Annotated in this window: 24 protein-coding genes; 14 read left to right on the top strand and 10 right to left on the bottom strand. The window is 64.0% G+C overall.

Annotated features, from left to right (window positions below; translation table 11 throughout):
• Positions 1-128: 128 nt before the first annotated feature.
• Positions 129-875, top strand: a complete 747-nt coding sequence (locus QFZ69_RS14625; protein ID WP_306919223.1) for a FadR/GntR family transcriptional regulator — start codon at positions 129-131, stop codon at positions 873-875.
• A gap of 95 nt (positions 876-970) precedes the next feature.
• On the opposite strand, the gene QFZ69_RS14620 is transcribed toward QFZ69_RS14625, so the two are convergent.
• From QFZ69_RS14620 to QFZ69_RS14605, 4 genes are all read right to left on the bottom strand, one after another.
• A complete protein-coding gene (locus tag QFZ69_RS14620; protein ID WP_306919221.1) occupies positions 971-1,111 on the bottom strand; it encodes a hypothetical protein in 141 nt (46 codons plus the stop codon).
• 326 nt (positions 1,112-1,437) lie between these two features.
• Positions 1,438-1,677, bottom strand: coding sequence for a hypothetical protein (locus QFZ69_RS14615; protein WP_306919219.1), 240 nt, complete (start codon positions 1,675-1,677; stop codon positions 1,438-1,440).
• 214 nt (positions 1,678-1,891) lie between these two features.
• Positions 1,892-2,593, bottom strand: coding sequence for a cache domain-containing protein (locus tag QFZ69_RS14610; RefSeq protein WP_306919218.1), 702 nt, complete (start codon positions 2,591-2,593; stop codon positions 1,892-1,894).
• On the bottom strand, positions 2,590-3,351 hold the full coding sequence (locus QFZ69_RS14605; protein ID WP_306919217.1) for a FadR/GntR family transcriptional regulator: 762 nt from the start codon (positions 3,349-3,351) through the stop codon (positions 2,590-2,592). The genes QFZ69_RS14610 and QFZ69_RS14605 overlap by 4 nt, the downstream gene beginning before the upstream one ends.
• A 315-nt stretch (positions 3,352-3,666) precedes the next feature.
• On the opposite strand from QFZ69_RS14605, the gene QFZ69_RS14600 reads away from it, so the two are divergent.
• The 7 genes from QFZ69_RS14600 to QFZ69_RS14570 all read left to right on the top strand — a co-directional run bounded on the left by QFZ69_RS14600 (position 3,667) and on the right by QFZ69_RS14570 (position 11,281).
• Entirely contained in the window at positions 3,667-5,211 is a 1,545-nt protein-coding gene (locus QFZ69_RS14600) for an APC family permease (RefSeq protein WP_306919215.1), read from the top strand.
• Positions 5,212-5,219: 8 nt separating this feature from the next.
• Positions 5,220-5,825: a dimethylamine monooxygenase subunit DmmA family protein gene (locus tag QFZ69_RS14595; RefSeq protein WP_373461901.1), complete on the top strand. Its 606-nt coding sequence runs from the start codon at positions 5,220-5,222 to the stop codon at positions 5,823-5,825.
• Entirely contained in the window at positions 5,822-6,793 is a 972-nt protein-coding gene (locus QFZ69_RS14590) for a PDR/VanB family oxidoreductase (RefSeq protein ID WP_306919210.1), read from the top strand. The genes QFZ69_RS14595 and QFZ69_RS14590 overlap by 4 nt, the downstream gene beginning before the upstream one ends.
• Before the next feature lie 11 nt (positions 6,794-6,804).
• Complete coding sequence (locus QFZ69_RS14585; protein ID WP_306919208.1) at positions 6,805-7,899, top strand: DUF3445 domain-containing protein; 1,095 nt, start codon at positions 6,805-6,807, stop codon at positions 7,897-7,899.
• A 475-nt stretch (positions 7,900-8,374) separates the two neighbouring features.
• On the top strand, positions 8,375-9,751 hold the full coding sequence (locus tag QFZ69_RS14580; RefSeq protein ID WP_306919206.1) for an NAD-dependent succinate-semialdehyde dehydrogenase: 1,377 nt from the start codon (positions 8,375-8,377) through the stop codon (positions 9,749-9,751).
• A 259-nt stretch (positions 9,752-10,010) separates the two neighbouring features.
• The gene (locus QFZ69_RS14575; protein WP_306919204.1) at positions 10,011-10,424 is read left to right on the top strand and encodes an HPP family protein; all 414 of its coding nucleotides are present in this window, start codon (positions 10,011-10,013) and stop codon (positions 10,422-10,424) included.
• A gap of 371 nt (positions 10,425-10,795) precedes the next feature.
• On the top strand, positions 10,796-11,281 hold the full coding sequence (locus QFZ69_RS14570) for an Rrf2 family transcriptional regulator (RefSeq protein WP_306919201.1): 486 nt from the start codon (positions 10,796-10,798) through the stop codon (positions 11,279-11,281).
• A 30-nt stretch (positions 11,282-11,311) separates the two neighbouring features.
• On the opposite strand, the gene QFZ69_RS14565 is transcribed toward QFZ69_RS14570, so the two are convergent.
• Entirely contained in the window at positions 11,312-12,133 is an 822-nt protein-coding gene (locus QFZ69_RS14565; protein ID WP_306919199.1) for a purine-nucleoside phosphorylase, read from the bottom strand.
• A gap of 104 nt (positions 12,134-12,237) precedes the next feature.
• Between QFZ69_RS14565 and QFZ69_RS14560 the strand changes: the two genes are divergently transcribed.
• On the top strand, positions 12,238-13,653 hold the full coding sequence (locus QFZ69_RS14560) for an NAD(P)H-quinone dehydrogenase (protein WP_306919197.1): 1,416 nt from the start codon (positions 12,238-12,240) through the stop codon (positions 13,651-13,653).
• A 71-nt stretch (positions 13,654-13,724) separates the two neighbouring features.
• Here QFZ69_RS14560 and QFZ69_RS14555 read toward each other — a convergent pair whose 3' ends face one another.
• Complete coding sequence (locus QFZ69_RS14555) at positions 13,725-14,768, bottom strand: NAD(P)-dependent alcohol dehydrogenase (protein WP_306919194.1); 1,044 nt, start codon at positions 14,766-14,768, stop codon at positions 13,725-13,727.
• 52 nt (positions 14,769-14,820) lie between these two features.
• Complete coding sequence (locus tag QFZ69_RS14550; RefSeq protein ID WP_306919192.1) at positions 14,821-16,125, bottom strand: MFS transporter; 1,305 nt, start codon at positions 16,123-16,125, stop codon at positions 14,821-14,823.
• Positions 16,126-16,256: 131 nt separating this feature from the next.
• Between QFZ69_RS14550 and QFZ69_RS14545 the strand changes: the two genes are divergently transcribed.
• Positions 16,257-17,156: a helix-turn-helix domain-containing protein gene (locus QFZ69_RS14545; RefSeq protein ID WP_306919191.1), complete on the top strand. Its 900-nt coding sequence runs from the start codon at positions 16,257-16,259 to the stop codon at positions 17,154-17,156.
• 67 nt (positions 17,157-17,223) lie between these two features.
• Here the strand turns inward: QFZ69_RS14545 and QFZ69_RS14540 are convergent, their stop codons facing one another.
• A complete protein-coding gene (locus QFZ69_RS14540; protein WP_306919189.1) occupies positions 17,224-17,925 on the bottom strand; it encodes a hypothetical protein in 702 nt (233 codons plus the stop codon).
• Positions 17,926-18,095: 170 nt separating this feature from the next.
• Between QFZ69_RS14540 and QFZ69_RS14535 the strand changes: the two genes are divergently transcribed.
• The 4 genes from QFZ69_RS14535 (at position 18,096) to QFZ69_RS14520 (ending at position 21,820) form a co-directional block, all read left to right on the top strand.
• Entirely contained in the window at positions 18,096-18,644 is a 549-nt protein-coding gene (locus QFZ69_RS14535) for a dihydrofolate reductase family protein (protein WP_306919187.1), read from the top strand.
• 131 nt (positions 18,645-18,775) lie between these two features.
• On the top strand, positions 18,776-19,087 hold the full coding sequence (locus QFZ69_RS14530; protein ID WP_306919185.1) for a hypothetical protein: 312 nt from the start codon (positions 18,776-18,778) through the stop codon (positions 19,085-19,087).
• Positions 19,084-20,016, top strand: a complete 933-nt coding sequence (locus tag QFZ69_RS14525) for a S1C family serine protease (RefSeq protein ID WP_306919183.1) — start codon at positions 19,084-19,086, stop codon at positions 20,014-20,016. Before QFZ69_RS14530 ends, QFZ69_RS14525 begins: the two co-directional genes overlap by 4 nt.
• Positions 20,017-20,437: 421 nt before the next feature.
• Positions 20,438-21,820, top strand: coding sequence for a hypothetical protein (locus QFZ69_RS14520; protein WP_306919181.1), 1,383 nt, complete (start codon positions 20,438-20,440; stop codon positions 21,818-21,820).
• Positions 21,821-21,973: 153 nt separating this feature from the next.
• Here QFZ69_RS14520 and QFZ69_RS14515 read toward each other — a convergent pair whose 3' ends face one another.
• Positions 21,974-23,533: an FAD-dependent oxidoreductase gene (locus QFZ69_RS14515; RefSeq protein WP_306919180.1), complete on the bottom strand. Its 1,560-nt coding sequence runs from the start codon at positions 23,531-23,533 to the stop codon at positions 21,974-21,976.
• Complete coding sequence (locus tag QFZ69_RS14510) at positions 23,530-25,770, bottom strand: molybdopterin oxidoreductase family protein (protein WP_306919177.1); 2,241 nt, start codon at positions 25,768-25,770, stop codon at positions 23,530-23,532. The genes QFZ69_RS14515 and QFZ69_RS14510 overlap by 4 nt, the downstream gene beginning before the upstream one ends.

Genomic DNA, 25,770 nt, shown 5'->3' with positions numbered 1-25,770 from the left:
GGACCTGGCGATCGCGGTGACCGCAGTCAACCTCGACCGTCAGGAGTCCATGCTTTTGCGTAAGGTGGTCGGATGGAGCGCGGCTCTGCCTACGGCCCGCACTCGCCCCCTCCTGGAAGGAAATACCCGTGACAAGCGCAGAAGCAGGAGCACCGTCCCGCCGTCGCACCTATGACGCGCTCCTGCAGGACATCGAGGCGGACCTGCGCTCGGGCAAGATCAAGCTCGGGGACCGGCTTCCGGGCGAACGCACACTGGCCGAAAGCTACGGAATTTCCCGGGCTTCCGTGCGGGAAGCCATCCGCATCCTGGACGCCATGGGCGTGCTGCGCAGCTCCGTCGGATCCGGACCCACCTCGGGGGCAATCGTCATTTCCGACCCCTCCGCGGGCCTGTCGTCCGCACTGCGGCTGCACGTCGCCAGCAGCCGGCTGCCTGTGGAGGACATCGTCCAGACCCGCATCCTGCTTGAGACCTGGTCCGCCCAGACAGCAGCAACCCGCACCGACGTGAAGGAGGAGCTGGAGCAGGCGGCCCAGTTGCTCGACGCCATGGACGACCCGCAAATGGACCGTGCAGCCTTCCACGAACTGGACGTGCGGTTCCACGTAGCGCTGAGCTCACTCGCAAGGAACGCTGTGGTCACCACCATGATGGAATCCCTCAGCGGCTCCGTCGTCGGCTACGTCAAGGGCGCGATGGACGTGATGGACGCGTGGCCGGACGTCATATCCGTGCTGCGGACTCAGCACCACGGCATCTTCAATGCCGTCCAAGCGCACGACGGCGAGCTTGCGGCCCGCCTTCTGCGCGAGCACATCGAGTGGTTCCACCAGCAGGCGCAGGAAGCTACAGCCGCCCAAGCCGTGGACTGAACCAAACCTGGAGGATAACCGCCGCCACGAGGTTCACTGAACCGGACCACATACGGCTGGGCGGATTGTCTGCCCTCTGAGATCGTTTGGGCTGGTCAGAGGCGGATGCTGTCGAGAGTCATGTTCGGCACGTACGGAGCTGTTGCGGCGACGTTGGTGACGATGTCGCAGATCGCGCAGTCGGCCGGGATCGGGAGGGCCACCCGGTACAAATACTTCCCCGATGTGGACGCCATCCTGGCTGCCTGGCACGAACGCCAGATCCAGGCAGTTTCTGCATTTCCTGGATTTCGGCTTCCTGCCCGCTCACAATGTCCTTGCTGAGTTTGACCGCGTCGGTGTTCTTGCCGGCGGTGTTCCTCTGTATGTGGATGATCGCTGTTCAGATCCAAGGATGTGGAAGGGCCCCTCGGCCGTTGTAGTCGTCCGACAAGGAGTCCTCTCCTGACGCTATCTTCCGTGCAACGAAGGCACGCCTCGTGCCTTCTTCCCATGCTGAAACTTCTCTTGACCGGTCCTTTCCATTTGCCGGGCTTCAGTGAGTCGTTCCCGACGTTCGCACTCAGGCGTTTTGACAACTAATGCCTCCTAGGGCGTCCTCGGCCAGGCCGACAAGGGCCGTGGCTCGCCGGTTACACCGGCCGTGATCAAGCATCACGGCCGGTGTAACCGGCGAGCCACCTTTGATGGTGAGGTATATCCCCTCAATCATCGCGACGGCAAATTCATCCAGTTCAGAGGCAATTTGTTCGGAGACCGGTTCCCCGTGCTCCTCATAGGCGCCTTTGATCCAGCGGTGCATGAAGGCTACGCCCGCGGTCCGCACCGCGGTGGCGACATCGGCCCAGCGTTTGTGGGCAGACTGTCGGCTAATGCCACGGCACGGCCAATATCCACCCAGGACGCCCCTGCTGCACGCGTCGACCTAGTGGTCCAGTCGGTGATGTTGCCAGCGCAACGCCACTTCTCCTGGTGGGATTTGCCGAAGATGGTCCCGATCGTAGGAATAGCGGCAGTTAGCGGCAGCTCAGCAGTGAGAGTCCGAGATGCGGCGCTTCGATCGGGAGCAATTGTTTGTCGCTTGGGATGGAGCGTATCCTCTCGCCGACCAGGTAGGCGCCGGAGTTTCCTACGACGACGCGGCGGCCTTCATTGAGGAGGGCGGCGTCTCCCGGGATGGCCCGTAGCGCAGGCATGAATATCTCTTCTAGTTTGCGAATCCTTATGTCACAACCAGCTACTCCTACGAATCTCCCGCCCAGCTGTATCGGTGCGGTGTGAGTGAGGATGTATTCGTCTAAGCCCAGGTAGTCCAGGTAAGGACCCCACATCGATTGTTCACCTGTGCGGCTGGCTGACGTGAAGAAGGGCATGTTCTGGTAGTCGTAAAACCGTTCCCCGCCAGGGGTGAGATCAAATTCCAACTTTTCAATGCCTTGCGTACGCGTGGTCCACCATTCAAGGACGCCGCCTCGGTTCTCGATAGCGTCTGCGGAGAAGATGACTCCCGCTCCAACAACGAAACTATGCGTGCCCAGGAACTCCTTGGACATGTTTTCAAGCGCTGCGATGTCCCTAGGGGCGACCTTGAGAGGGCTTGGGCGATTAGTCCACAGTGCACCGGTTCGGGCTGCAAATTCGTAGACGTCAAGGCCGAGTGCGTTGGTCCACGCAGCTATTTCCGTTGCGGCCTTGATGGCGGGGGTATTGGTTGTCATGAGCGCTCCTGCTGATACGTCGGGTATCCGAAGGACAATTTCGCATCCACCAGATGGTGAATGTCATGTCGGATGTGCTCCAGCACTAACTGTTGAGCGGCCTCTGGTGCGTCGTTTGCGATGGCGCGAGCCAAGGCAAGGTGCTCGGCCGCCACCAATTCCGGGTCGCGGGTCAGTGACTCGGGCGCCCAAAGCGCTTGAACTGTCTCGGCTTGCAGCCTTATTTCCGCATTCGTAAGTCTCGGGGACTGCGCCAGGACCGCCAGTTCGATATGGAATCTGCTATCTGCGCGTGCGCGCAGTTCCGGTTTGTCTGTCATAACGACAGCTCGTCCAAGCTCCAGAAGTCTGCTGATCTCGTGGGGTTCGGCCCGTTCGCATGCCAGTCGTACAGTTGCGGCGGCGATAGCAGCATGCTCGTCCCCGACGTCCCGAATCTCGGCAATGGATGTGTCCTGAAACCATTTTCTTATGACGTCAGCGGAAGTAAACGGCTGTTTGACTATGAACGTTCCGCCACTGCGTCCCCTCCGCGTAGCCACAATCCCTTGATCCCGGAGATCAGACAGTGCCTCTCGGAGAGTAGACGGCGCAACGCCAAACATTTCCGAGAGGGCCGTCTCCGCAGGAAGCCTCTCGCCTACCTTTAGCAGGCCAAGGGCGATCGCTTTGGAAATCCGGTCGACGATTGCCTCGGAGCGTTCGGTTTCAGGCAACGACCGGTAGACCTGGGCTTGAAATGCGGTGGTAGATGCCAAAAAACGACTCCGTGCGATGTAGGGAACAGAACTGATTCTAATCCGGGGCCGAAGGTTCACCCTAGCAAGACCTGGTGTCACGGTCCGTACCCAGAAAACGTTCCTTCTTGACCTGCTTTGCGTCAAGACTAGCGGCAACAGCAAGAAAATCCACTGTAAATAAAGGTATTACTCCATCCGACCGGCTCTGAATGCCTGCTTTTCAAGGATCTTCGGAGTTTTTCTCGTGCTGTTGCGCATTTAAACATTTGAAAGTAGGGTTTTCCTGACGTGGCCCCCCTCACACTGAAGTCAGGGCCGACCAGAAGGAGTTCAATGCGTGAAGAAATCACGGAGCCCGCGAAGGAGTTCGCCGGCGACGAAGACGCTCAGCATCTCGCGAGTCTTGGCTACTCGTACGAGAGCCAATTCAAGCGGGAGATGACGTTCTGGGGGAACGTCTCGCTGGGGTTCACCTACCTATCGCCGGTAGTAGCTGTCTATTCCTTGTTCGCAGCATCCCTGAGCGTTGCCGGGCCCCCAATGTTTTGGTCTCTGGTCATCGTGGGGATCGGACAACTCCTCGTCGCGACGGTTTTCGGTGAGGTGGTAGCGGCGTATCCAGTGGCCGGCGGAGTCTATCCATGGTCACGCAGGCTTTGGGGCCGCAAATGGGGCTGGATGAACGGTTGGGTTTACCTCGTCGCGCTTCTGACCACTATCGCCAGCGTCGCATACGGGGCAGGCCCATTTTTGAGCACCCTCATCGGTATGGAAAGCAGCGTTGACTCCATCATCATTGCGGGGCTTGCGGTCATAGCCCTGGCCACGGTTCTTAACCTTGGTGGTACCAAGGTGCTGAACGCCGTGGCGATGATCGGTCTTTTGGCGGAACTCGGTGGCGCACTGGCAGTGGGAAGCTGGCTGCTTGTAACCGCCCGGCACCATGACCTCAGCGTCCTGTTCCAGGCATTCGGTGCAGGCGAAGGCAGCAACTACTTCGTAGCGTTCGCCGCTGCCGGATTGATCGGAATCTTCCAGTACTACGGATTCGAAGCCTGCGGCGACGTGGCTGAGGAAGTCCCCAACCCTGGCCGGACCATCCCCAAAGCCATGAGGATGACCATTTACATTGGTGGCTTCGCAGCAATGTTCGTATGCCTGTCCCTGATCCTCGCTGTTCCCGACTTCGCTGCCGTCATATCAGGCACGGACACGGACCCCGTCGGGAACATCCTCCTCTCGGCCTTCGGCCCTATCGGCTTCAAGGCAGTCCTCGCGGTCGTCATGGTCTCCTTCCTCTCATGCGTGTTGAGCCTCCAGGCAGCCACCTCCCGCCTTGCCTACTCGATGGCCCGCGACGGCATACTTCCGGCTAGCAAGCTCCTGAGCACCTTCAGCGAATCGCGGCACGTACCCCCGTACGCCCTGCTCCTTGCAGGTGTGGTGCCGGCCCTTATCGTCATCGGATCGAAAATTTCCAGCGACGCCCTGACAGTGATCATTTCCTTCGCAGCCATGGGCATGTATATGGGCTTCCAGATGGTGGTCCTGGCCTCGCTTCGGGCGCGCATTCTGGGATGGAAGCCGAACGGCGCGTTCCAGCTTGGCGTCTGGGGCATCCCCGTCAACATCGCAGCCCTGACTTGGGGCGTGCTGGGCATGGTCAACATGGCCTGGCCCCGGACACCGGAAGATGGCTGGTTCGCCAACTATGTCGTCCTGATTTCCGCCGTCACTGTCGTCGTGGTCGGCCTGGTCTACATGGCCTGGAAGAAGCCGCACCTCAAGGGTGACGCTCCGGCAGCCGACGCCATTCCAACCGCCCCTGCCCGCGACCGCTCGGATGCCCTCATCGCGGCGTCGAAGAATGAGAGGTAACAAAGCTCATGCTAATCACTGGCATTAAGAGCCGTCCCGTGTACGACGAGCTCACACCGATGACGAGCGGCCTCGGCCACGTCACTGCTGCGCAAGGCAGCGGCGGAAAGCCCCTGGTGCGCCTTCTCGGAGAGATGAACCCGGACCAGTTGGCCGCGACGACGGTTCTGTACTCAACCGAGTCATTCACGGGCCAGAACTATCTGGCTGACATCCAAAAATTCAAAGTGTGCGGTCTCATCGTGTTTCCGGCCAACGCCGATGCAGTCCGCGGACTCGATGCATTCCTCGCGACGGCAAAGATGGGCACGCGACTGTACATATCCGGTTCTGAGGGGTTTATCGGCACCTCAATGCAAGTTGCAACCTCTTACGGCATGAACCGGGACGAGGTGCTGCGTGAGCACGCGGGTTCCTTTTCAAGGCGTGTGTGGTGTGCGCACTGCAGCCACTATTCCGAGAATGTCACCCGCAGGGTGTTCGCGTGCCCCGGCTGTGAACTTAATTTGATCGTTCGCGATCACTACTCCGGCCGGCTTGCCGCGTTCCAAGGAGTGAAAGCAGACAGCGAAGTGCCCGGTGAACTTCCGGAAAATGAGGAGTTGGATACATGACCGAGGCCCAGCACGGAGCCCTGCAGCTCAGGGTCAAACGCATCGAACCGGTGACGCCAGAAATCAACCGATACACCTTCTGCGCCGCTGACGGGTCTTGGCTCCCTCCATTTTCCGGTGGCAGCCACATCACCGTCCTGATCCCGTCCGATGGGGATACCAAGCGCAACGCGTACTCGCTCATGAGTTCGCCCTACGACACAAGCGAATACCAGATAGCTGTCCGCAGGGTCAATAACGGAAAACGCGGCTCGCTGGCTATGCACGACAACGTCCGCGAGGGAGATGTTCTCCTCGCGGGTATCCCGGCGAATCTTTTTCCAGTCTCAAAACATGCCCGGCACCATCTCTTCCTCGCAGGCGGCGTAGGGGTCACCCCCGTCTACGCGCAACTTGATGAACTAAGTCTCAAGGGAAGTCCGTTCGAACTACACCTGGCCGTTCGGGGCCCAGGGCACGCCGCCCTTGGTCGTGAACTCAAGGAGCGCTATGGAGATCGGGTCACGCTTTACGGCCATGACGGCCGGTCCCGGCTGAACGCGTCAGACATCCTGACAGGACGGCCACTTGGTACACACGCCTACGTCTGCGGACCAAGACGAATGGTCGATGACATCATCGGCGCGGCCCATGACCTTGGATGGTCAGATTCAAACATCCACTTCGAAAGGTTCGATGACCTAGGTTCCACTGGCGACCCGTTCTCCGTCACCTTGGCGCGTTCCGGAGCAGTGATTGAGGTGTCTCCCGAGCAGTCGCTGCTGGAAGCAGTTGAGGAGGCAGGGCACAAGCTGCCGTACCTCTGCAGGGGAGGCGCATGCGGTGATTGCGAGACCGAAGTTCTGGAACTTGAGGGCACCATCGATCACCGTGACGACTGGCTATCCGAGTCGGACCGGTGCACAAACAAGCTCATCATGCCCTGCGTCTCGCGGGCCACCTGTACAAAACTCGTCATCAACGCTTAAGGACAACTCACATGACAGCGATACCTGAGTCAGCCGCATTCAAAACGGATGAGACATATACACCAGAAGGCGAGTACCAATTCCGGAACTCACCCGAAGGAGTCCGCCGTCTGCCATTCCCGTTTCCGGACGACGATTACATGTACTCCATGAATCTGGAACCACACGTTCCAGCCGGCGACGGTGCTCTGAGAGCAGCATTCGATGTTGATGAACACTACGTATCCGAATGCGGGCACCGAGATCAGATGCTCAGGGAAATGCCGGGCGTCCACTATCTTGCGTTGCCGCACATGCTGGAAGCGCAATGGGATCTGCTGGAGCTCATCTTTGAGTCATATGCCAGGGATTTTCCGGAACACTTCACCCTCACTAAGAACGGAAACGAGTGGCGGTGGCAGAACAGGCTCCTCGGAATCGATGATTCTTTCACCTTCGGTGACCCGGCAACCTTGCCAATGGACCCGATGGAGTACGCGACGCGACAAGCGCAGGGCGAATTCGTAGTTCTCGAGGAAAAAGACAACACGCTCGTCATTGGTGCAGGCATGACTACCCAGCGAGCCGACTACTCGCTGCAATTCAACCTCGGCATGAGCTTCTTCGAATTCCACGGGCCAGTCCCAAAGCTGCACGAAATGGGCATCCTGGATAGAGCTCTCAAATTCCTGCTCCGCATGAAGCCCGGCCACCCCGTCAGGCGGGTCAACTGGTCTCTCACCGTCCACCCGCGTCTCGAGACCTCAGTAGAAACCCTCCCGGAATGGGCACCGGATCGGGTGAAGGTCAACAGAGATAACGCAGGAGACATGGTGTACCTGCGCATCGAACTGCAGCCCCTGCACCGACTTCCCCGATCGAACGCCATCGTGTTCCCCGTCCGCACCTACCTCGTCAGCCTCGCTGAGCTGGTGCAGTACGCCCCCGATTGGGCAAAACGAATCCATCGAGCTCTCGCCTCTCTGGACTCCGAGCTCGTCGATTACAAAGGTTTCCACCGCTACCACGATGCTGCCGTTGAATGGCTCTCACGTCACGACGACGGGGCACCACTAGCAACGGGCTACCCCTGGGCCCCGGAAGGAATACAACCCGGTGGCCGCTAAGCGCACGAAAGAAAAACTATGGGCGGCACCGCACGAAACACGCGATGCTGAGTGGCCCGAGGTGCAACTTCACACGGAAGTCTCGGTCTCCACCAACGGCCAGCTACTGCATGAGCGCTAAGGAGGGCACCCTCCTGCTTCATTGGTGTGCAGGTCGTGACGACCCGCAGTGTGGGCTTTCGTGGTGAGCGCCCGCCCTTTCCCCAAAGTGTCTCTTGACGCGCATTGCAATCCAAAGAAATCCCCCGAACAACGAGCCAGGTTACTGACCTTGCCTGATGGGGTATCGCATGCCTGAAACGCGTCCTGTATGCCCTGGCATTGATCACCCGCCGTCCCGTCATTATCCAGATAGGCATGTCGGACTCTGGGAGTCCCACTGGATCCCACGATCACGAAACGTTGTACGCAAACATTTGAGCTGGCCGCTGGAACGCGAAGCATCGGCAATGGCAAACACACAACAAGGAGCCACATGTCACGGTACCGTATTCAAAATCCTGCAACGGGTGAGGTCATTGAGACCTTTGAAGCTGCCACGGGCGAACAGATAGAGCAGGTTCTGGCCAGTGCTGACGCCGCCTACCACCAGTGGCGCGAACAGAGCATTCAGGACCGCGCAGCCGTTGTCCGACGCATCGCTGAACTGTTCGAAGAGCGCAAGGAAGAGCTGGCCAAGATTATCGCGCAGGAGATGGGTAAACCCCTGTCCGAGGGCATCGAGGAGGTCGAGTTCGCCGCTTCCATCGTTAACTACTACGGCGTGCATGGCCCCAGCCTTGCTGTTGACCAGGAGGTCCCCAGCACGATCTCGGGAAAAGCGATCATCGAGAACCGCCCCGTGGGCGCCCTGCTTGGGGTTATGCCCTGGAACTTCCCGTACTACCAGGTCGCTCGCTTCGCCGCACCAAACCTCATTCTCGGGAACACGATACTGCTCAAACATGCGGATATCTGCCCCCGTTCGGCGTTGGCGATCCAGCAGATCATGGAAGAAGCGGGTGTACCCGTCGGTGGTTACACAAACGTCTTCGCCACCCACGATCAGGTCGCCACAATGATCGCTGATCCACGTGTGCAGGGCGTGTCCCTCACCGGCTCGGAGCGCGCTGGCGCCATCATCGGCGAGCAGGCCGGGCGGCATCTGAAGAAAGCGGTACTCGAACTCGGCGGAACCGACGCGATGATAGTACTCGACTCCGACGACCTCGCATCAATCGCTGCCGACGGCTGGAACTTCCGCGTCTACAACAGTGGCCAAGCGTGCAACGCCAACAAGCGGATGATCGTCATGGAAGACATCTATGACGAGTTCGTCGCTCAGCTCAAGAAGCTCGCTGACGGTCTCGTACCGGGTGATCCACTAAACATGCCGGAGCATGGCTATGGCCCGCTCTCAAGCCGGGCCGCTGCGGAGCAAGTCAACGCCCAAGTGCAGCGCGCTGTCGCCGACGGTGCCACTCTCGAGGTTGGCGGTGTGCTTTCCGAAGGAAAGGGTGCCTATTTCTCGCCCGCGGTCCTGACAGGAATTAGCCGCGAGTCGGCTTCCTTCCGTGAAGAGATCTTCGGCCCTGTCGCCATCGTGTTCAAGGCATCCAGTGATGAAGAAGCGCTCGAGCTTGCGAATGATTCCGACTTCGGCCTCGGCGGCTCAGTCTTCTCGACTGATAAGGCACGTGCAGCGAAAATAGCATCCCGCCTGGACGTCGGCATGGCGCACGTCAACATCATCGCTGCCGAGGCAGCAGAACTTCCCTTTGGCGGTGTGAAGCGCTCCGGCTTCGGTCGTGAGATGGGTCCGCTGGGCATGAGTGAATTCGTAAACAAGCGACTGTACTTCGTCGCGGACTAAAAACTCGCTCCACGACGTAATCGCACACATATTCATACCCACCTGATGTTCTCGGCGTTCCAACGGCTAATGACTTTAAGCCACGCCCCATGAACTTCCACCAACCTTCTAAGTCTTCTGTGCAACGTCAGGAAAAGCTATGACAGTTACCACTCCTGCCCGATCAACCGTTGATACTCCCAAACCCCTTTCACGCTGGTCCTCCCAGGCTCCGAGCCGTTTACCGGCAGCAAAACTCATTGGGACGACGCTTACCAGCGTGGGCGCTCTGGTCTGCCTCGTGCTGCTGGGTAAGCTGTCGGGCCAGCTCCTGCTCATCCCTCCGATGGCCGCGTCCATGGCACTCGTGGCCGCGGCCCCCCAATTGCCCCTCTCCCAGCCCCGAAGCGTTATCGGCGGCCAGGTTGTTTCGGCCTTGATCGGTGTCGGCACGGGGCTGATCAGCCACTCGATCTGGGCCGCTGCCATCGCGGGCGGCCTGGCCCTCGGGGCGACGTTATGGTTGAGAATGCCTCATTCACCGGCGGCCGCGACCGCAGTTATCGGTACCATGGCTACGACGGGACAGGTTTCCTTTGTAGTGTGCTCCGCTATCGCCGCATGCATCCTCGTCAGTTTTGGAATACTCGGGTCTCAGCTTCGCGGAGCCGCCTACCCGACCTATTGGATCTGACAAGGAGGCTGCATTTGAGACTGCCGTGGCTTCCAGATTGCTCATCTCTAACCACCGACGTCAGATAGCGTCAGCGCCTCCTCGTTGACTAGGGCACTGACGCGCCAAGAAGGTTAAGGAGTTCGCCGTCTCCAGTAGCTTTGGGGTTCGCGGGTTTCCCTTCATTCACTGGGTTTACATGATTCACAAGTGATTCCGTGAGTCCCGAGACGGCCCTAGTTCAGAACCTACATCGCTGTGAACCCCGCTTGAGGACAGATAAGGATTCACACCACACGGCAATGTTCACGCCCAACACACGGCAGCGAACTGTCCACTCGCGGCCCGCCCAGCCTTGACACCCATTTTTCCGGACACGTAACGTCTTGAATATGAAGATGGGCCGTGGGGTGGAGTGGGCCGTGCACAGTTGCGTCAACATGGCCTGGACCCCGGCGGGAGAGGCGGTCAACAGCGCCCGGCTGGCCGAGTACTACAAACTCCCCGCCGCCTACCTGAACAAGCAGCTGCAGGCCCTGGTCCGCGCCGGGGTGATGACTTCCGTTTCCGGTCCTCGGGGAGGTTTCCACCTGGCCCGCCGGCCGGAACACATCACCGTGCTGGACGTTGTCCTGGCGCTGGAGGGACCCGAGCCGGCGTTCCGCTGCGAGGGGATCCTGGGTAACAGCCCGGAGGCAGATCCGGAAGCGAATTTCGTCCGGAGCTGTCTCATTTCACAGACCATGCGCCAGGCCGAGCTGGTGTGGCGGCAGGCCCTGGCGCGCCAGACCATCGCCGGGATCGCCGATTCGATGGAACGGCGTTTCCCGGACGACAGGCAGCGGGCGCTGGACTTTTTCGCCACAGATGCAGGCTAGTCACAGGTGCAGGCTAGCGGCCGATGCCGGCTAGAGCTTGGCGATGATCTCCGCAAGCAGTTTGGAGATGCGGGGACCCGCGGCGTGGCCGGCTGCCAGGACTTCCTCGTGGCTTAGCGGCACCGGGCTGATGCCGGCGGCGAGGTTGGTCACGAGCGAAATGCCGAAGACCTCCAAGCCGGCGTGGCGTCCGGCGATGGCTTCGAGCGCGGTGGACATGCCCACCAGGTCGGCTCCGATCCGCTTGGCGTACTGCACCTCGGCGGGGGTCTCGTAATGCGGTCCGGTGAACTGCGCGTAGACGCCCTGGTCCAGGGAGGAGTCGACCTCACGGGCGAGGTCCCGGATGCGGGCGGAGTACAGGTCTGTCAGGTCCACGAAGGTGGCGCCCTCGAGCGGGGACGTGGCGGTGAGGTTGATGTGATCACTGATCAGCACCGGGGTGCCCGGCGTCCAGTCCTCGTTCAGCCCGCCGCAGCCGTTGGTCAGGACGAGGGTCTTGCAGCCGGCGGCCGCGGCGGTGCGCACGCCGTGGACCACGGCGCGGACGCCCTTGCCCTCGTAGTAGTGGGTCCGCGCGCCCAGGACCAGGGCGCGCTTGCCCCCCTCCCTGGTCAGCACCGATCGGATGGTGCCCACATGGCCCGTCACCGAGGGCGCGGAGAAGCCCGGGACCTCGGCCGCGGACAGCGTCGCGGTGGTCTCGCCGATCAGGTCGGCGGCGTCGGCCCAGCCCGAACCGAGCACGAGGGCCACGTCGTGGGAATCGACGCCCGTCTCGTCGGCGATGTAGTCGGCGGCGGCGCGGGCGGCGTCGAAGGGATCCGTGTTCAGGAATTCTGTATTACTCACTGGTACAAGCTACCGCGCCGGTGTCATGCTGCCCAGCAGCGGGGACGGCAGAATGCGGGCCGGTTTCTTGGTGCGCCGGTCCGGATGGTGGACAATGGCTGTTTGTGACTACGCATCCCGATTTCAGCTCACCCCGCATCACAATCCTGGGCGGAGGGCCCGGTGGCTACGAAGCCGCGATGGTCGCCGCCTCCCTGGGCGCGACGGTCACTATCATTGAACGCGCGGGCCTCGGCGGCTCCGCCGTGCTGACCGACGTCGTGCCGTCCAAAACGCTAATTGCGACGGCGGACCTGATGACCCGCGTGGGGGAGGCCGGCGAGCTGGGCGTCAAGTTCGACGTCGACGGCGGCGACTTCGCGCCGGTGATGCGGGCCGACCTCAAACACATCAACGACCGCCTGCTGGGCCTGGCGCGCCAGCAGTCCGAGGACATCCGGGCCGGCCTGGAGCACCAGGGCGTCCGGATCCTGATCGGCTCCGGAACGTTGTTGGACAACCACACCATCGAGGTCCTCACCGTCGACGGCACCGAGACGGTTGAAGCGGATGCGATTCTGCTCACAGTCGGCGCCCACCCGCGCGAACTGCCCAGCGCGCGGCCGGACGGCGTGCGGATCCTGAACTGGGCGCAGATCTACAGCATGGACGAACTCCCCGAGGAACTGATCGTGGTGGGGTCCGGCGTGACCGGCGCCGAATTTGCCTCCGCGTACAACGGCCTGGGCTCCAAAGTGACCCTGATTTCCAGCCGCGACCGCGTGCTGCCGGGTTCCGACACGGATGCCGCCGAGGTCCTTGAGGCTGTCTTTGAACGCCGCGGCGTCAAGGTGCTCTCGCGCGCCCGCGCCGAGACGGTGGAGCGCACCGAGGACGGCGTCGTGGTCACGCTCGGAGACGGCTCGAAGGTCACCGGCAGCCACTGCCTCGTCGCCGTCGGGTCCATTCCGAACACCGCCGGGATCGGCCTCGAGGAGGCCGGCGTTGCGCTCACCGAGAGCGGCCACATCAAGGTCGACGGCGTCTCCCGCACCAGCGCACCGAACATCTACGCGGCCGGTGACTGCACCGGCGTGCTCGCCCTGGCGTCCGTGGCCGCGATGCAGGGCCGGATCGCCGTCGCGCACTTCCTGGGCGACAGCGTCACGCCGATCAAGCTGCACCAGGTGGCGTCCAACATCTTCACCTCACCGGAAATCGCATCCGTCGGCGTGTCCGAGGCCGAGATCGACTCCGGCAAATACCAGGGCGACGTCGTCAAGTTGTCGCTGAAGAGCAACGCCCGCGCCAAGATGCGCAACCACAAGGACGGGTTCGTCAAGATCTTCGCCCGCAAGGGCTCCGGCACCGTGATCGGCGGCGTCGTGGTGGGTCCGAACGCCTCCGAGCTGATCTTCGCGATCTCGATTGCGGTGAAGCAGAAACTGCACGTCGACGACGTCGCCAGCACCTTTACGGTGTACCCCTCGCTGAGCGGCTCCATCTCCGAAGCGGCCCGGCGCCTGCACGTGCACATGTAGTTCTCCCCGCACGACAAAGGGTCCAACGGCGCAAAGCCATTGGACCCTTTGTCGTTAAGGCGGGCGGCGTTCTAGCTCAAGGTGGATGCGTCGATGACAAACCGGTAGCGCACGTCCGAGGCCAGGACTCGTTCGTAGGCGTCGTTGATCTTGCCGGCCGGGATGACTTCGATCTCGGCTCCGAGCTGGTGCTCGGCGCAGAAGTCGAGCATTTCCTGGGTTTGCCGAATTCCGCCGATCATGGAGCCTGCGAAGGACCGGCGTCCCATGATGAGGGCGAACGCGTTGACCGGGAGCGGTTCGGCGGGGGCTCCGACGTTGACCAGGGCGCCGTCGAGGGTCAGCAGCTGCAGGTAGGCGCTGATGTCGATTGTGGCGCTGACGGTGTTGATGATCAGGTCGAAGGTCCCCGCGAGCGTCTCGAAGGTCCCCTCGTCGCTCGTGGCGTAGTAGTGGTCCGCGCCCAGGCGCAGCCCGTCTTCCTGCTTTTTCAGCGACTGGGACAGGACGGTGACCTCGGCGCCCATGGCGTGGGCGAGCTTGACGGCCATGTGCCCCAGGCCGCCGAGCCCGACGATGGCGACTTTCTTGCCCGGGCCGGCACCCCAGTGCCGCAGCGGGGAGTACGTGGTGATCCCCGCGCACAGCAGGGGTGCGGCGACGTCGAGCCCGAGGCCCTCGGGGATGCTGACGACGAAGTCTTCGGTCACGACGGCGTGGGTGGAGTAGCCGCCCTGGGTGATGGTGCCGTCGCGGTCGACGGCCCCGTAGGTGCCGGTCATTCCGTTGAGGCAGTACTGCTCTTCGCCTTTCAGGCAGTTGGCGCACTCGCGGCAGGAGTTGACCATGCAGCCGATGCCGACCCGGTCGCCGACCTGGTGCTTGGTGACGGCGGAGCCGGTTTCGGTGACGATGCCGGCGATCTCGTGGCCGGGAACCAGCGGGTAGGTCTGGGGTCCCCAGTCGCCGCGGACGGTGTGGATGTCGGAATGGCAGATGCCCGCGTACCTGACCTCGATCAGGACATCGTGGGCGCCAAGGTCCCGGCGTTCGATGGTCGTAGGGACCAGGTCCCCGGTGGCGGACGGTGCTGCGTAAGCATTGACGGTAAACATGTTTTCTCCTGTTTTGGGCGTGGCCTTGCTGGGTTTCGACCTCGGGGTGGCCTTAGTTCCCGACGTGAACGTTGGTGCGAGGACCAGCGTCGGCCGCTGTCGTAGCGGCAGAGCGGGCCCCGGGGTCCCTAACGGTCGGTGTTGCCCGGTGTGCGGCTACGGCAAGCGCTGCTGCGGGGATAAAGGCCAGCGCGGCGATGACCGTGCCGACCATGGCGGGTCCGGTGGCTCCGAGCGGGGTGACTAGGGCCAAACCTGCAAGCCAGGATCCCACGGCTGTTCCAATGTTGAAGGCTGAGACGCTGAGGGATGATCCGAGCGTTGGCGCCTGGCCGGCGAAGCGCACGGCCAGGGAAACCAGCACGGGATTGGCCGCCAGCCCGAACAGTCCCAGCAGCACGACCAGCGCTGCCGTCAGCACCGGCTGTCCTGAGAGCAGCCAGATAAGGAGAAGGATGACAGTACTGGCGGCGGGCGCCACCATGGTGGTCAGGTGTGGGTGGGCATCACCAAAACGTCCGCCTAGGATCGAGCCGGCCAGGGACCCAATGCCGAAACCGGTCAGGGCCAGTGGAACGAGTCCGGCGGGGATGCCGGCCTGGTCGGTCAGCAGCGGCGAAATGTAGGAATAGGCGGCGAGGACTCCGCCGGTCGTCGTGGCGCAGGCCGCCAGGGCAAGCCACAGCCGGCCGGAGCGCAAGGCGGACACTTCAGAGCGGACAGACACCCCCCGATAGTGCTGCGCTTCGTGCGGGACATGGCGCGCGATGGGCGCTATGACGATTAAGGCCAGGGCCGCTAGAGCCCAGAACGTTCCGCGCCAGCCGATGAGCTGGCCAGTGAAAGCGCCGAGCGGCACGCCGATGACGGTGGCGAGCATGCCGCCGGCATTCACCAGACCCATGGCCCGGGCGCCCATCGCCGGGTCCGCGGATTGGGTAGCGACGACGGCGGCCACCGCCCAGAACGCGCCGGTGGCCAGCGCTGTCAGGAACCGCGCTAGCAGCAGCACTTCAAAGTTGGAGCCGAGTGCCACGATGACATGCCCGATCGCGAACACGACAAGAGCGATGATCAGCGTCAGCCGCCGCGGCAGCCGCAGAGTCAGCATTGACATCAGCGGTGCGCCCACAACCATGCCGACCGCAAACACCGTGATCAGCAGGCCCGCCTGGGCGACACTGACCTGGAAGTCACCCGCGATCTGCGGAAGAATGCCGGCCACCACGAACTCGGTCGTGAGCATCAGGAACGTTCCCACGGCCAGCACGTAGATCACCAGCGGAAGCCGGGTTGATTGGCGTCTGTCCAGTTCGGGTTGAACCTCGGATTGGGTGCCTGGGGCTTCCCCTTGCATAAAACTCCTCGTTGCCATCGATAGCGTCTCCATCAATGTCACCCCGTTTCCAACTCGCGAAGAAGCCTGCGTTTATAGGGGGGACAAATTCTTCCCCCTTATCCGGGGTGAAGCAGGGCTATCGTGGATTCATGGACAACCAGCCCGACAACCGCGCCGACATCCGGGACTTCCTGGCCAGCCGTCGCGCCAAACTCCGCCCGGAGCAGGTCGGCCTGCCGGCGGGAAGCCGCCGACGTGTCCCCGGACTACGCCGCGAGGAGGTCGCATTTCTCGCCGGAGTGAGCACCGAATGGTATGCGCGGCTGGAGAAGGGCAACATCAGCGGCGTGTCTGAAGACGTCCTCAAGGCCGTCGCCCGCGCACTGCACCTGAACGACGAGGAATGCCGGTATCTTTTCGAGCTGGCCCGGGCAGCCCGGCCCGTGCGCCGCACGCCTTCCCGCCGCAAGGACGCTGAGTTGGCTGCCCCTGTCCACTGGCTGCTTGACTCCATCACTATGTCGGCCGCGTTCGTCCGCAATGGCCGCCTCGACGTTGTGGCCAGCAATGCGCTGGCCCGTGCACTGCACGCGCCGATGTTCGCCAGCGACACTGCGACTGCCCACGGCCGTGCCAACTTCGCGCGCTTTCACTTCCTCGACCCGGCCTCACGGGAGTTCTTTATCGACTGGGACGCAGGCGCCGCGGCCACCGCGGCTCTGCTACGAGCCGAAGCGGGCCGTGAGCCCAACGACCGCTCTCTGCGCGGACTCGTGCGCGAACTATCCACACTGAGCCCGGAGTTCCGCACGCTGTGGGCCTCGCATGACATCCTCTTCCGCCACGAGGGAACCAAACGGCTGCGACACCCCGTGGTCGGCGACCTGGAGCTGATCTACCAGTCCCTCACGCTGCCCACCTCCCCGGGTGTGGTGGCCGACCTCAGCGTCTACACCGCCGAACCCGGAACCACCCACGAAGAGCGCATCAAACTCCTCACCAGCTGGGCAGCCACCACGGCCTCAGAAGCAGCAGAATCCAACCAGTAGCCGGTCCATGCAACATCCCGGCGGGCAGTGACCGCGGCGCCGCGGCCTCGTGGCATTTCCAGTTGGGTCAGGAACAGGCGTACGGCGGAACGGTGTCGCCGGGTGTGAACGGACGGAACCAGTGCTTGAAGTCCAGTTGCCCGGCCGCACTGGCGACCGTGCCGTCGTCGTCGGGGCCGTCGCTGTACAGCGCCTCGCTGTCCGCGTCCTCGAGCAGGACTTCCTGAACGTTCGCCCGCCAGTCCTCGGGAAGGTCCAGTTCGTAAATGTCCTCGGTGATCTCGGCCTGATCGAGCAGGCACCGGACGGCGAGCTCGGCAGCGAGGGAGCCCGGGGCGGTCCAGCCGCGGACCAGGGACGCGGTGACGTCGGATGCGACGACGATGAGCTTCTGGGTGAACTTCGCGTCGTAGCCGGCGGCGAACTGCGGCGGCAGGCAGGAGAGCACCGACGTCCCGGCGACGTCGGTCGGAGTCACGGCCTCCAGCCCGCTGAGCGTGCCCAGGTCACGGAAGAGCTGGTCCATGAGGATGCTCGAGGAGTTCCACAGCAGGCCGGCCAGCAGGCGCGTCTGGCGAAGGGCCTTCTGGCGCTCCGCCGGGTCGACGGCGGCCATCTCCTCAAGGTCCTCGGGATCGAACTGGAGCCGCTGCTCGGCGGTCATGTCATCGGGATGCGGGTCGAGCCCCAGCAACTCAAGGCCCAGCCCGGTGAGCCTGTCGGCGTCAGCCAGCAGTTCTTCGGTGATGTCGTCGTCGTCGGCGCTCATGCCCCCGATGCTACCTGCCGCGCGTTCGCCCACCGATTCGTGTGACGCGATGGCTCGCTACTCGCGCGTAAATTAATCCGCTCGTTTCTCTTGCCACGAGCTCTGCAGAGTGCCAGTCTGAACGATGCCTGCCTGCCTTCCGTCTGACTGAAAATTAGGAGAACACCTATATGCGTAACGTGACCGCCGGACTCTTTCACTCCGTCGACGGCGTGGTTGAAGCTCCAAACCTCTGGCAGTACGACAGCTTTGACGAGGAATTGGGTGCCGAAATGTCAAACTGGATCGAACGGACCGACACGGTGCTGCTGGGCAGGGTCGGCTACCAGGAATGGGCAGGCTACTGGCCCGATGCCGACGAAAACGACCCATTCGGCCAGTTCATCAATGCGGTGGCCAAGTACGTCGCCTCGCGAACGCTGTCCGGTGAGCTGGAGTGGCAGAATGCCAAGCTGATGGATAAGGGCCTGGAGGAGTTTGTGGCGGAACTCAAGGAGACAGATGGCGGTGAGATCAGTGTTTGCGGCGGCATCTCCGTTGTGCGTCAACTGCTCTTCGCCGGTTTGCTGGACTCACTGACTTTGATGGTCCACCCGGTCGTGGCAGCGAAGGGGCGCCATCTCTTCGAGCCCGCTGATCCCGTCATCCGGCTCACCCTCCAAGACGCGCGCCGCACGAGCAAGGGAAACGCGATATTGCGGTACGGGCTCCCGAACTAGGAGTTGATGCAAGCGCCCGAATGCCTCACAGTCCCTTCACAGCGGGACGACAGACGGCGGAAAGCCCGGAGTTCCACGATGGGGGTACAGCTTCGAAAGACTCGGAGCACCACCCTCCAAGGAGCTCGATCATGAAGGAATCCACACAACTCCCGTTTGGGCCCGCGCCGCAGGTGTCGGGCGTCGACGAACTGGCACGCACGAAGGGTGCGGCGGGCCCGAAGGTCAGGAGGCGGGTCGGTGCCGGAGGACTCATTGCCTGCATGTTGGCCGCCGGACTCTTTGGCGGGGGTACTGTCGCCGGTGCCACGACCCTTTTGAAGGCCTCATCCCCGGCGGCAAGTACCGCGCAGGCGGCTGAATTTACCCCCGTGATCGTCAACAATGCAGAGAGCGTGAATGCCGTTACCGCAGCGGCGCAAAGGCGACACCCAGTGTGGTGACGATCAGCGCGACCGCTGCGGAGTCGGGAGGAACCGGCTCCGGCATCATTTTGGATGCGGACGGCAACATCCTGACCAATATGCACGTGGTCACCTTGGACGGCGAAGCCGCGGATGCCATCATCGAGGTCCGCACCAGCGATGGCAACGTCTACTCCGGGAAGGTGGTTGGCACCGACCCGCTTGCGGACCTGGCAGTCGTGAAGATTGCAGCCGAGAGACTCGTCCCTGCTGTGCTCGGTGACTCCGGCAAAGTCAACGTCGGCGACACCGTCCTTGCCATCGGCGCTCCCTTGGGGCTAAGCGGCACGGTCACTGACGGCATCGTCTCGGCCGCCAACCGCACCATCGAAACTGCTTCCTCGGCCGCGGCGCCCAGCACACAGGGCCAGGGCCGCTATTCCACGGCCGTCCAGCCCTCGATCAGCATGAATGCCATCCAGACGGATGCGGCCATTAACCCCGGGAATTCCGGCGGCGCCCTCGTGAACTCGAAGGGCGAGGTTATTGGCGTCAACGTGGCTATTGCGACGGCGGACTCCACGTCCTCTTCGTCCGGAAATATCGGCGTCGGCTTCTCGATACCAATCAACGAGGCCTTCCGGGTGGCGCAGGAAATCATCACCACGGGGTCCGCGACGCACGGGCAGCTCGGACTCTCCGTTCAGGACATGGCCTCGGGAACGTCATCAGGGTTCACGGAAGGGGCCGAGATCTCCGCCGTGACACTAGGATCCGGGGCGGCCGACGCGGGCCTGAAGACCGGCGACGTCGTCACCGGTCTGGCCGGGCGGAGCATCACCGACGCCTCGGAGCTCACCGCCGCCGCACACGAACACGCAGCCGGGACCGCCGTCAACGTCACCTACCAGCGAGGCGGCAGGGAACTCAGCACGGACGTCGTCCTCGGTAGTGCCATGGCCGGCTGAGGTGTCGGCCGGGTGCGGACTGGGAGACCGCCAGCTGGCGTAGGACTTGGTTGTCCTGAACTCCGGGCTACCTTCTCTTTACGCACCCTTCGGCGCGCTCGCCCCCACTCACGTCTGAGCTTGCGCTGTTGCTCCGTGTGATGGTCAACGCGGAGCAAGGTCGCTACTGCGCTATCGGGCAGATGACCCTGCCTCAGGAACCGCGTAAAGAGTATGTATGAAACCCTGCACAGTGCGTAGCGTGGGATCGTATGTCGCTGCGCAAATAGCGATTCGGTAGGCAAGGCTAGGGAACCGATTGAGGGCAGACTTTGACACAGGGGCGAACGGCGCCGTTGGTGGCCGTGAGCGGAGCCGACCGTCAAATGATCGCTGTGCCCACTCCGTCGATCGACCGCGTGAGTCGCCCCTCAAGGCGGAAATGGCTGCCCTTTTGTCCCCCCGGGTCCAGACACGACAACGTTTCGAGGCGGGTCTCCTGCTACAGCATGCCATCGGGAATCGCGCTGTTCAGCGCATCCTCGACCCCGCTTCTGGCTCTTCCGGCGTATCGCGCATCCAGAGGGATACTGGCGAGTCCGGTTCGACCCCTACGACGCTGCGGATGCGGAACCCACTTGACGAGCTTCATCTCTCGCTTGAACAGTCAAGCAGAGGTGAGCTGTGGGCGCTCATCGCTGGACTTCATCCGGTGCCCCCGCCACCGGCGCCACTGTTACAGCTGCTGCCCCGGCTGGAGTCGAAGGATGAAGCGCGACCCACGCGGCTGACCTTTGGACCATTATCCACTGAGCAGACCCTGCGTGCCCTTACGCAGGCTCCCCACAAACCGGACTGGCTGGACCGGATGCTGAGGCCCGAGACGTTGGAGGAGCGGGCGGCCTCCGAGAGCAAGGTGGACGTGTGGATCAACTACGACAATGACGGCAACGGAAACATCCCTAATCAGGGGGCGGGTACCGATCAAGGCAAAACCGCCGGCTTTCGCGGTGATGCAATCTTCAACAAGCACGGGGTTGGTTTGAGCAGAATCGGCCTAACGTTGATTGGTATGACGACGCCCCGCCCAACGCTTCCACCGGGAGCATCCTTCGGCCCAGAGACCACCTACCGGACGCCAAAGGGTCCCTACTCGGGCGTGCTCACCGTCGACATCGGCGTGACCGTGCTCCGCTCGGGCGGGACGACAGTTGACTTAGTCACGAGCGTCGGGGTCGACAGCCCGGAGTGGGGGAGCCTTGTCCAAAAGTTCATTCACGAGAAAGTAAGCAACAGCCCTCTGTTCCCGTGGCCGTCCGGCACCAAGCCCCTGATCGAGGGCGGAATCACCTGGGGCCACACGATTGAACAGCTGACCCAAGGGAGCTTCGCCGGACTGTCCTACACCGGCCGGCTGGAGCTGGACGCTACGGCACTTACTGGTACGCGCCGTACCGAGTCCACCGTTGGAGCGCGGTTCGTGGTTCGAACCGCAAAAGTCCGCACTTCAGCAGGCGATATATGGATTGAATTCTCCCCAGTGGGCGCCCTCGCGCGAGGCTTCGTTCGCTATAACGACGGCCGTGAACACACTCTTGCGGGCGCTGAGGCGGGCGTCAACTCTAGAATCATGATCAACGTCGGTCGTGTCGGCCTAGGGCTCGGTGGGGAGGCCATCATCAGTAGCGATCCCGCCTTTCAGACTGACACGGAAGCAGGGTCCCACCCCACCGCGCTTAAGGCCAGCCCGTTAGTTGGGCCAGGTTACGGCATGCCTGCCGGCCACCACGGAACAGGGCAGCTGATCTTCAAGATCAGCTTCTGAGGGCTCGTTGAAGGGGGTGATCGCTTAGGCAGTATCTGCCTCACCACATGGGCGCACTGGTCGAACATCTTGATAGTTTGCAACCCAGGAGCGTTGACTGTGTGTGAACTCAGTCCGGCCTGCCCAAGTTGTGCGCAGCGCTCCGCTCCGCCCCTACGCCGCCGCCCCCTGGAAGTGCTTCTCGATGATCCCCTTGATGTCCTCGTGGCAGCCGCCGCAGCCGGTGCCGGCGCGGGTGGCACCGGACACTTCGGCCACAGTCCCGCAACCGTCAGTAACTGCAGCAGCGATCTTGGCTCCGCTCACCCCAGCGCAACGGCATACCGTCCGCTCAGGATCGGCCGCACCCGCGGCAGCCGCCTGGTCCGGCCCATCGAGGCGCAGCAGCAGCGACCTATCCGCGGGAAGTTCGGCGCCGCGTTCGAACAGCTGCACCAGCTCAGCCGCGGTGCGGGGCATTCCCACGGCTACCAGGCCCTCTAGGACACCGGCGCGGGTGGTCATCTTCACGTAGCGGCCGTGCTCTGGATCGGCCCACTGGGCGATCTGCAGCCGGGCACGGCCGTTCACCGCACCGGCACTCAGCACGTCCTCATCCCAGGGTTCCGCGCCATTGTCCCCGGCCACGGCCATGTTCAGGCCGCGTGCCTTGAGCACAATGACGCCAGGCTTCTCCGCCGGAAGCGGAGGCAACGCTTCCGCCTCGGAGTCAGCCCCGGAAGCCAGCAGCGTCAGGTAGTCAGCCAGCCATTCCGCCTGCCGCCAGCCCGGACCCACCAGCCCGGACGGGCCCCGCGCGGTGCGGCACTCGACGCACTCCGGCTCCGGGCAGCGGACCTCGGCGCAGTCGCCGATCGCGAAGATGTGGGGTTCGTGATGCGCCCGGAGCTTGTGGTCCACCAGGATGCCGGCCGCCGTCGACAGTCCGCAGCCTTCCGCCAGCTCCGTCCGGGGCCGGACGCCGCATGAGAGCACCAGCAGGTCGCCGTCGATCGCGGAGCCGTCCTCCAGCAGCAGCGCCGAGAACCCGCCGTCGGGCGCGTTGTGTTCCACCCCGACGGAGCGCGCGTTGCCGGCCACCCGCACCCCGCAGTTCCGCAGGCTCGCGGCCAGGACGGCGCCGCCGCCGCGGTCGATGTTGCGGCCCAGCGGGTGCGGCCCGTTGTGGACCACGGTGACGGTGGCGCCCTCTTCGGCCGCGGCCAGGGCCGTCTCCAGGCCGAGCACGCCGCCGCCCAGGACCACCACGCGTTTGCCGCCCGCCACCGCCGCCTGCAGGACCGAGGCGTCGCGCAGGTCCCGCAGCGCGGTCACGCCCGGAGGCAGCACGGGCGCGGCCGGATCCGGGTTGAGCCCGGTGAGGTTGGGAATGACCGGACGGGAGCCGGTGGCGAAGACCAGCCGGTCGTAGCCGGGGGAGGTGCCGTCGCTGAGAATCAGCTGCTGCCGGGCGCGGTCCACCCGGCGGACCCGCACGCCGAGCCGGACGTCGACGCCATCGGCAATCAGCGCGGCCGCATCGGACAGCGCCAAAGCGGACGCCGTGGTCCGCCCCACGCCCAGATCGGCCACCAGCACGCGGTTGTACGCGGCCTCCGCCTCCTCGCCGATCACCGTCAGCTGCGCCAGCCCGCCGCGCACTGCCGGCAACAGCTCGTCGACCAGCCGCGCGGCCACCGGCCCGAAGCCCACCACAACAATCCGCTCAGTCATGAGGCACCTTCTTTCTGGAAATCAGCAGCCAGCAGCACATCTGCGCCCGGCCGGACCCACACTTTGCTGGTCTTGAACTCCGGCATCCCGGAAATCGGATCCGTCGCGGCCTCTGTGAGCCGGTTGGCGCTCTCCAGCTCCGGAAAGTGGAACGGCAGGAACACCGTCTCGGGCCGGATGTCCGTGCTGAGTTCGGCGCGGCAGCTGACCTCGCCGCGCCCGTTCGAAATGGAGACATAGTCGCCCTCGGCGATGCCCTGCGCCGCGGCGGCCGCGGGATGGATCTGCAGCCGGGCCTCGGGCTGGGCAGCGGCAAGGGCGGCCACCCGGCGGGTCTGCGCGCCGGACTGGTAGTGCTCCATCAGCCGGCCCGTGATCAGGGTCATCGCCGTGCCGAAATGACCAGCGCCGGCGCGGTCAGCCGCATCCGCGGCCGGCGCGGCAGAAGGCGTACGACGGCGGGGCGTCACCGCCGTGAACACGGCCCGGCCGTGCGGGTGGGCGAAGGAGTCCAGGAACAGCCGCGGGGTGCCGGTGCTGCCCGCGGGGTAGGGCCAGTAGGCGGCCTCGCCGCGGTCCAGCATGGCGTAGTCGATCCCGGAGTAGTCGGCCAGCCCGCCCGCGGACGCGAGCCGGAGCTCCTCGAACACGGTCTCCGGGTCTTCGCTGAACGCCGACGGGGCATCCAGGGCCTCGGCCAGCCGGTTCATGATCCACAGTTCGGTGCGGACGCCGGGCGGGGGAGCGAGGGCCCGGCGGCGGCGGAGCACCCGGCCCTCGAGGTTGGTGAGGGTGCCTTCCTCCTCGGCCCACTGCGTGACCGGCAGGATGAGGTCCGCCTCGGCGGCGGTCTCGGAGACGAAGAAGTCGCAGACCACCAGGAAGTCCAGGCTGCGCAGGCCCTTGATGACGGCGTTGGCGTCCGGCGCGGACACCGCCACGTTGGCGCCGTGCACGAAGAGGCAACGGACGCCGTCGGGCTGTCCCAAAGACTTCAGCAGTTCGACGGCGGGGACGCCGGGTCCGGGGATCAGCGACTCCGGGACGCCCCACACCGCGGCCATGTGGGCGCGGGCGGCGGGGTCGGTGATCTTGCGGTAGCCCGGGAGCTGGTCCGCCTTCTGGCCGTGCTCGCGGCCGCCCTGGCCGTTGCCCTGGCCGGTCAGGGTGCCGTAGCCGCTGCGGGCGGAGCCGGGCAGCCCCAGCAGCAGCGCGAGGTTGATGGCGGCAGTGGCGGTGTCCGTGCCGTCGACGTGCTGTTCCACGCCGCGGCCGGTGAGGATGTAGCTGCCGCCCTTACGGGCGCCGTCGGCCAGCCTGCGGGCGGTGTCCCGGATCAGCCCGGCGGGGACGCCGGTGAGGGACTGCACGCGCTCGGGCCAGAAGCCCGCGACGCTGCGGACCAGGGCCTCGTAGCCCGCGGTGCGGGCCGCGATGAAGCCTGCGTCGGCGAGGCCTTCGTGGATCACGACGTGGGAGATGCCGAGGAGCAGGGCGAGGTCGGTGCCGGGCAGCGGTGCCAGGTGCAGGCCGCCGCCGTCGGAGGTAAACGCCGCGGTGGCCGAGCGGCGGGGGTCCACCACGATCAGGCCGCCGACGTCGCGGGCGCCCTGCAGGTGCTGCACGAACGGCGGCATGGTCTCGGCGACGTTGGAGCCGAGCATCAGGATGGTGCTGGCGGCGTCGAGGTCCGCCAGCGGGAACGGGAGGCCGCGGTCCAGCCCGAACGCGCGCATTCCGGCCGCTGCGGCCGAGGACATGCAGAACCGGCCGTTGTAGTCGATCCGTGAGGTGCCGAGGGCCAGCCGGGCGAACTTGCCGAGCTGGTAGGCCTTCTCATTGGTGAGCCCGCCGCCGCCGAAGACGCCGACGGCGTCCGCGCCGTACCGGGCGCGGGTGGTCTTGACCGCTGCGGTGATGAGCTCCAGGGCCTGGTCCCAGCCGATGGCGCGGTGGACGCCGTCGGCGCCCTTAAGCAGCGGTTCGGTGACCCGGCCGGTGTGGTTCAGCAGCGTGGCGGAGGTCCAGCCCTTGCGGCAGAGGCCGCCGCGGTTGGTCGGGAAGTCGCGTCCACTGACGTCGAGGGGCGCCTCGAGGACGGGGGTGACGGCGGCGGGCTGCGCCGCCACGGGGTCTGACCCCGGCCGGGGAGCCGGGGTCAGAGCCGCTGGGGACGTAAGCGTCATGGCGCACTGCAGCGCGCAGTAAGGGCAGTGCGTGTCGGCGCTTTTGGTCAT

Origin of the sequence: Arthrobacter sp. V1I7, from assembly GCF_030817015.1 — a bacterium.
Taxonomy (GTDB): Bacteria; Actinomycetota; Actinomycetes; order Actinomycetales; family Micrococcaceae; genus Arthrobacter.
Note: the sequence above shows the minus strand (reverse complement) of the source record. Positions and strands in the feature narration are given on the sequence as shown.

What these genes read in the sequence shown, in the direction of transcription:
- QFZ69_RS14620 (WP_306919221.1), bottom strand. Translation starts at nt 1,111, where the DNA reads ATGGCGTCCACATCGGGGAAGTATTTGTACCGGGTGGCCCTCCCGATC.
- QFZ69_RS14615 (WP_306919219.1), bottom strand. Translation starts at nt 1,677, where the DNA reads ATGCACCGCTGGATCAAAGGCGCCTATGAGGAGCACGGGGAACCGGTC.
- QFZ69_RS14610 (WP_306919218.1), bottom strand. Translation starts at nt 2,593, where the DNA reads ATGACAACCAATACCCCCGCCATCAAGGCCGCAACGGAAATAGCTGCG.
- QFZ69_RS14600 (WP_306919215.1), top strand. Translation starts at nt 3,667, where the DNA reads ATGCGTGAAGAAATCACGGAGCCCGCGAAGGAGTTCGCCGGCGACGAA.
- QFZ69_RS14595 (WP_373461901.1), top strand. Translation starts at nt 5,220, where the DNA reads ATGCTAATCACTGGCATTAAGAGCCGTCCCGTGTACGACGAGCTCACA.
- QFZ69_RS14590 (WP_306919210.1), top strand. Translation starts at nt 5,822, where the DNA reads ATGACCGAGGCCCAGCACGGAGCCCTGCAGCTCAGGGTCAAACGCATC.
- QFZ69_RS14585 (WP_306919208.1), top strand. Translation starts at nt 6,805, where the DNA reads ATGACAGCGATACCTGAGTCAGCCGCATTCAAAACGGATGAGACATAT.
- QFZ69_RS14580 (WP_306919206.1), top strand. Translation starts at nt 8,375, where the DNA reads ATGTCACGGTACCGTATTCAAAATCCTGCAACGGGTGAGGTCATTGAG.
- QFZ69_RS14570 (WP_306919201.1), top strand. Translation starts at nt 10,796, where the DNA reads ATGAAGATGGGCCGTGGGGTGGAGTGGGCCGTGCACAGTTGCGTCAAC.
- QFZ69_RS14555 (WP_306919194.1), bottom strand. Translation starts at nt 14,768, where the DNA reads ATGTTTACCGTCAATGCTTACGCAGCACCGTCCGCCACCGGGGACCTG.
- QFZ69_RS14550 (WP_306919192.1), bottom strand. Translation starts at nt 16,125, where the DNA reads ATGCAAGGGGAAGCCCCAGGCACCCAATCCGAGGTTCAACCCGAACTG.
- QFZ69_RS14545 (WP_306919191.1), top strand. Translation starts at nt 16,257, where the DNA reads ATGGACAACCAGCCCGACAACCGCGCCGACATCCGGGACTTCCTGGCC.
- QFZ69_RS14540 (WP_306919189.1), bottom strand. Translation starts at nt 17,925, where the DNA reads ATGAGCGCCGACGACGACGACATCACCGAAGAACTGCTGGCTGACGCC.
- QFZ69_RS14535 (WP_306919187.1), top strand. Translation starts at nt 18,096, where the DNA reads ATGCGTAACGTGACCGCCGGACTCTTTCACTCCGTCGACGGCGTGGTT.
- QFZ69_RS14530 (WP_306919185.1), top strand. Translation starts at nt 18,776, where the DNA reads ATGAAGGAATCCACACAACTCCCGTTTGGGCCCGCGCCGCAGGTGTCG.
- QFZ69_RS14520 (WP_306919181.1), top strand. Translation starts at nt 20,438, where the DNA reads ATGGCTGCCCTTTTGTCCCCCCGGGTCCAGACACGACAACGTTTCGAG.
- QFZ69_RS14515 (WP_306919180.1), bottom strand. Translation starts at nt 23,533, where the DNA reads ATGACTGAGCGGATTGTTGTGGTGGGCTTCGGGCCGGTGGCCGCGCGG.
- QFZ69_RS14510 (WP_306919177.1), bottom strand. Translation starts at nt 25,770, where the DNA reads ATGACCAAAAGCGCCGACACGCACTGCCCTTACTGCGCGCTGCAGTGC.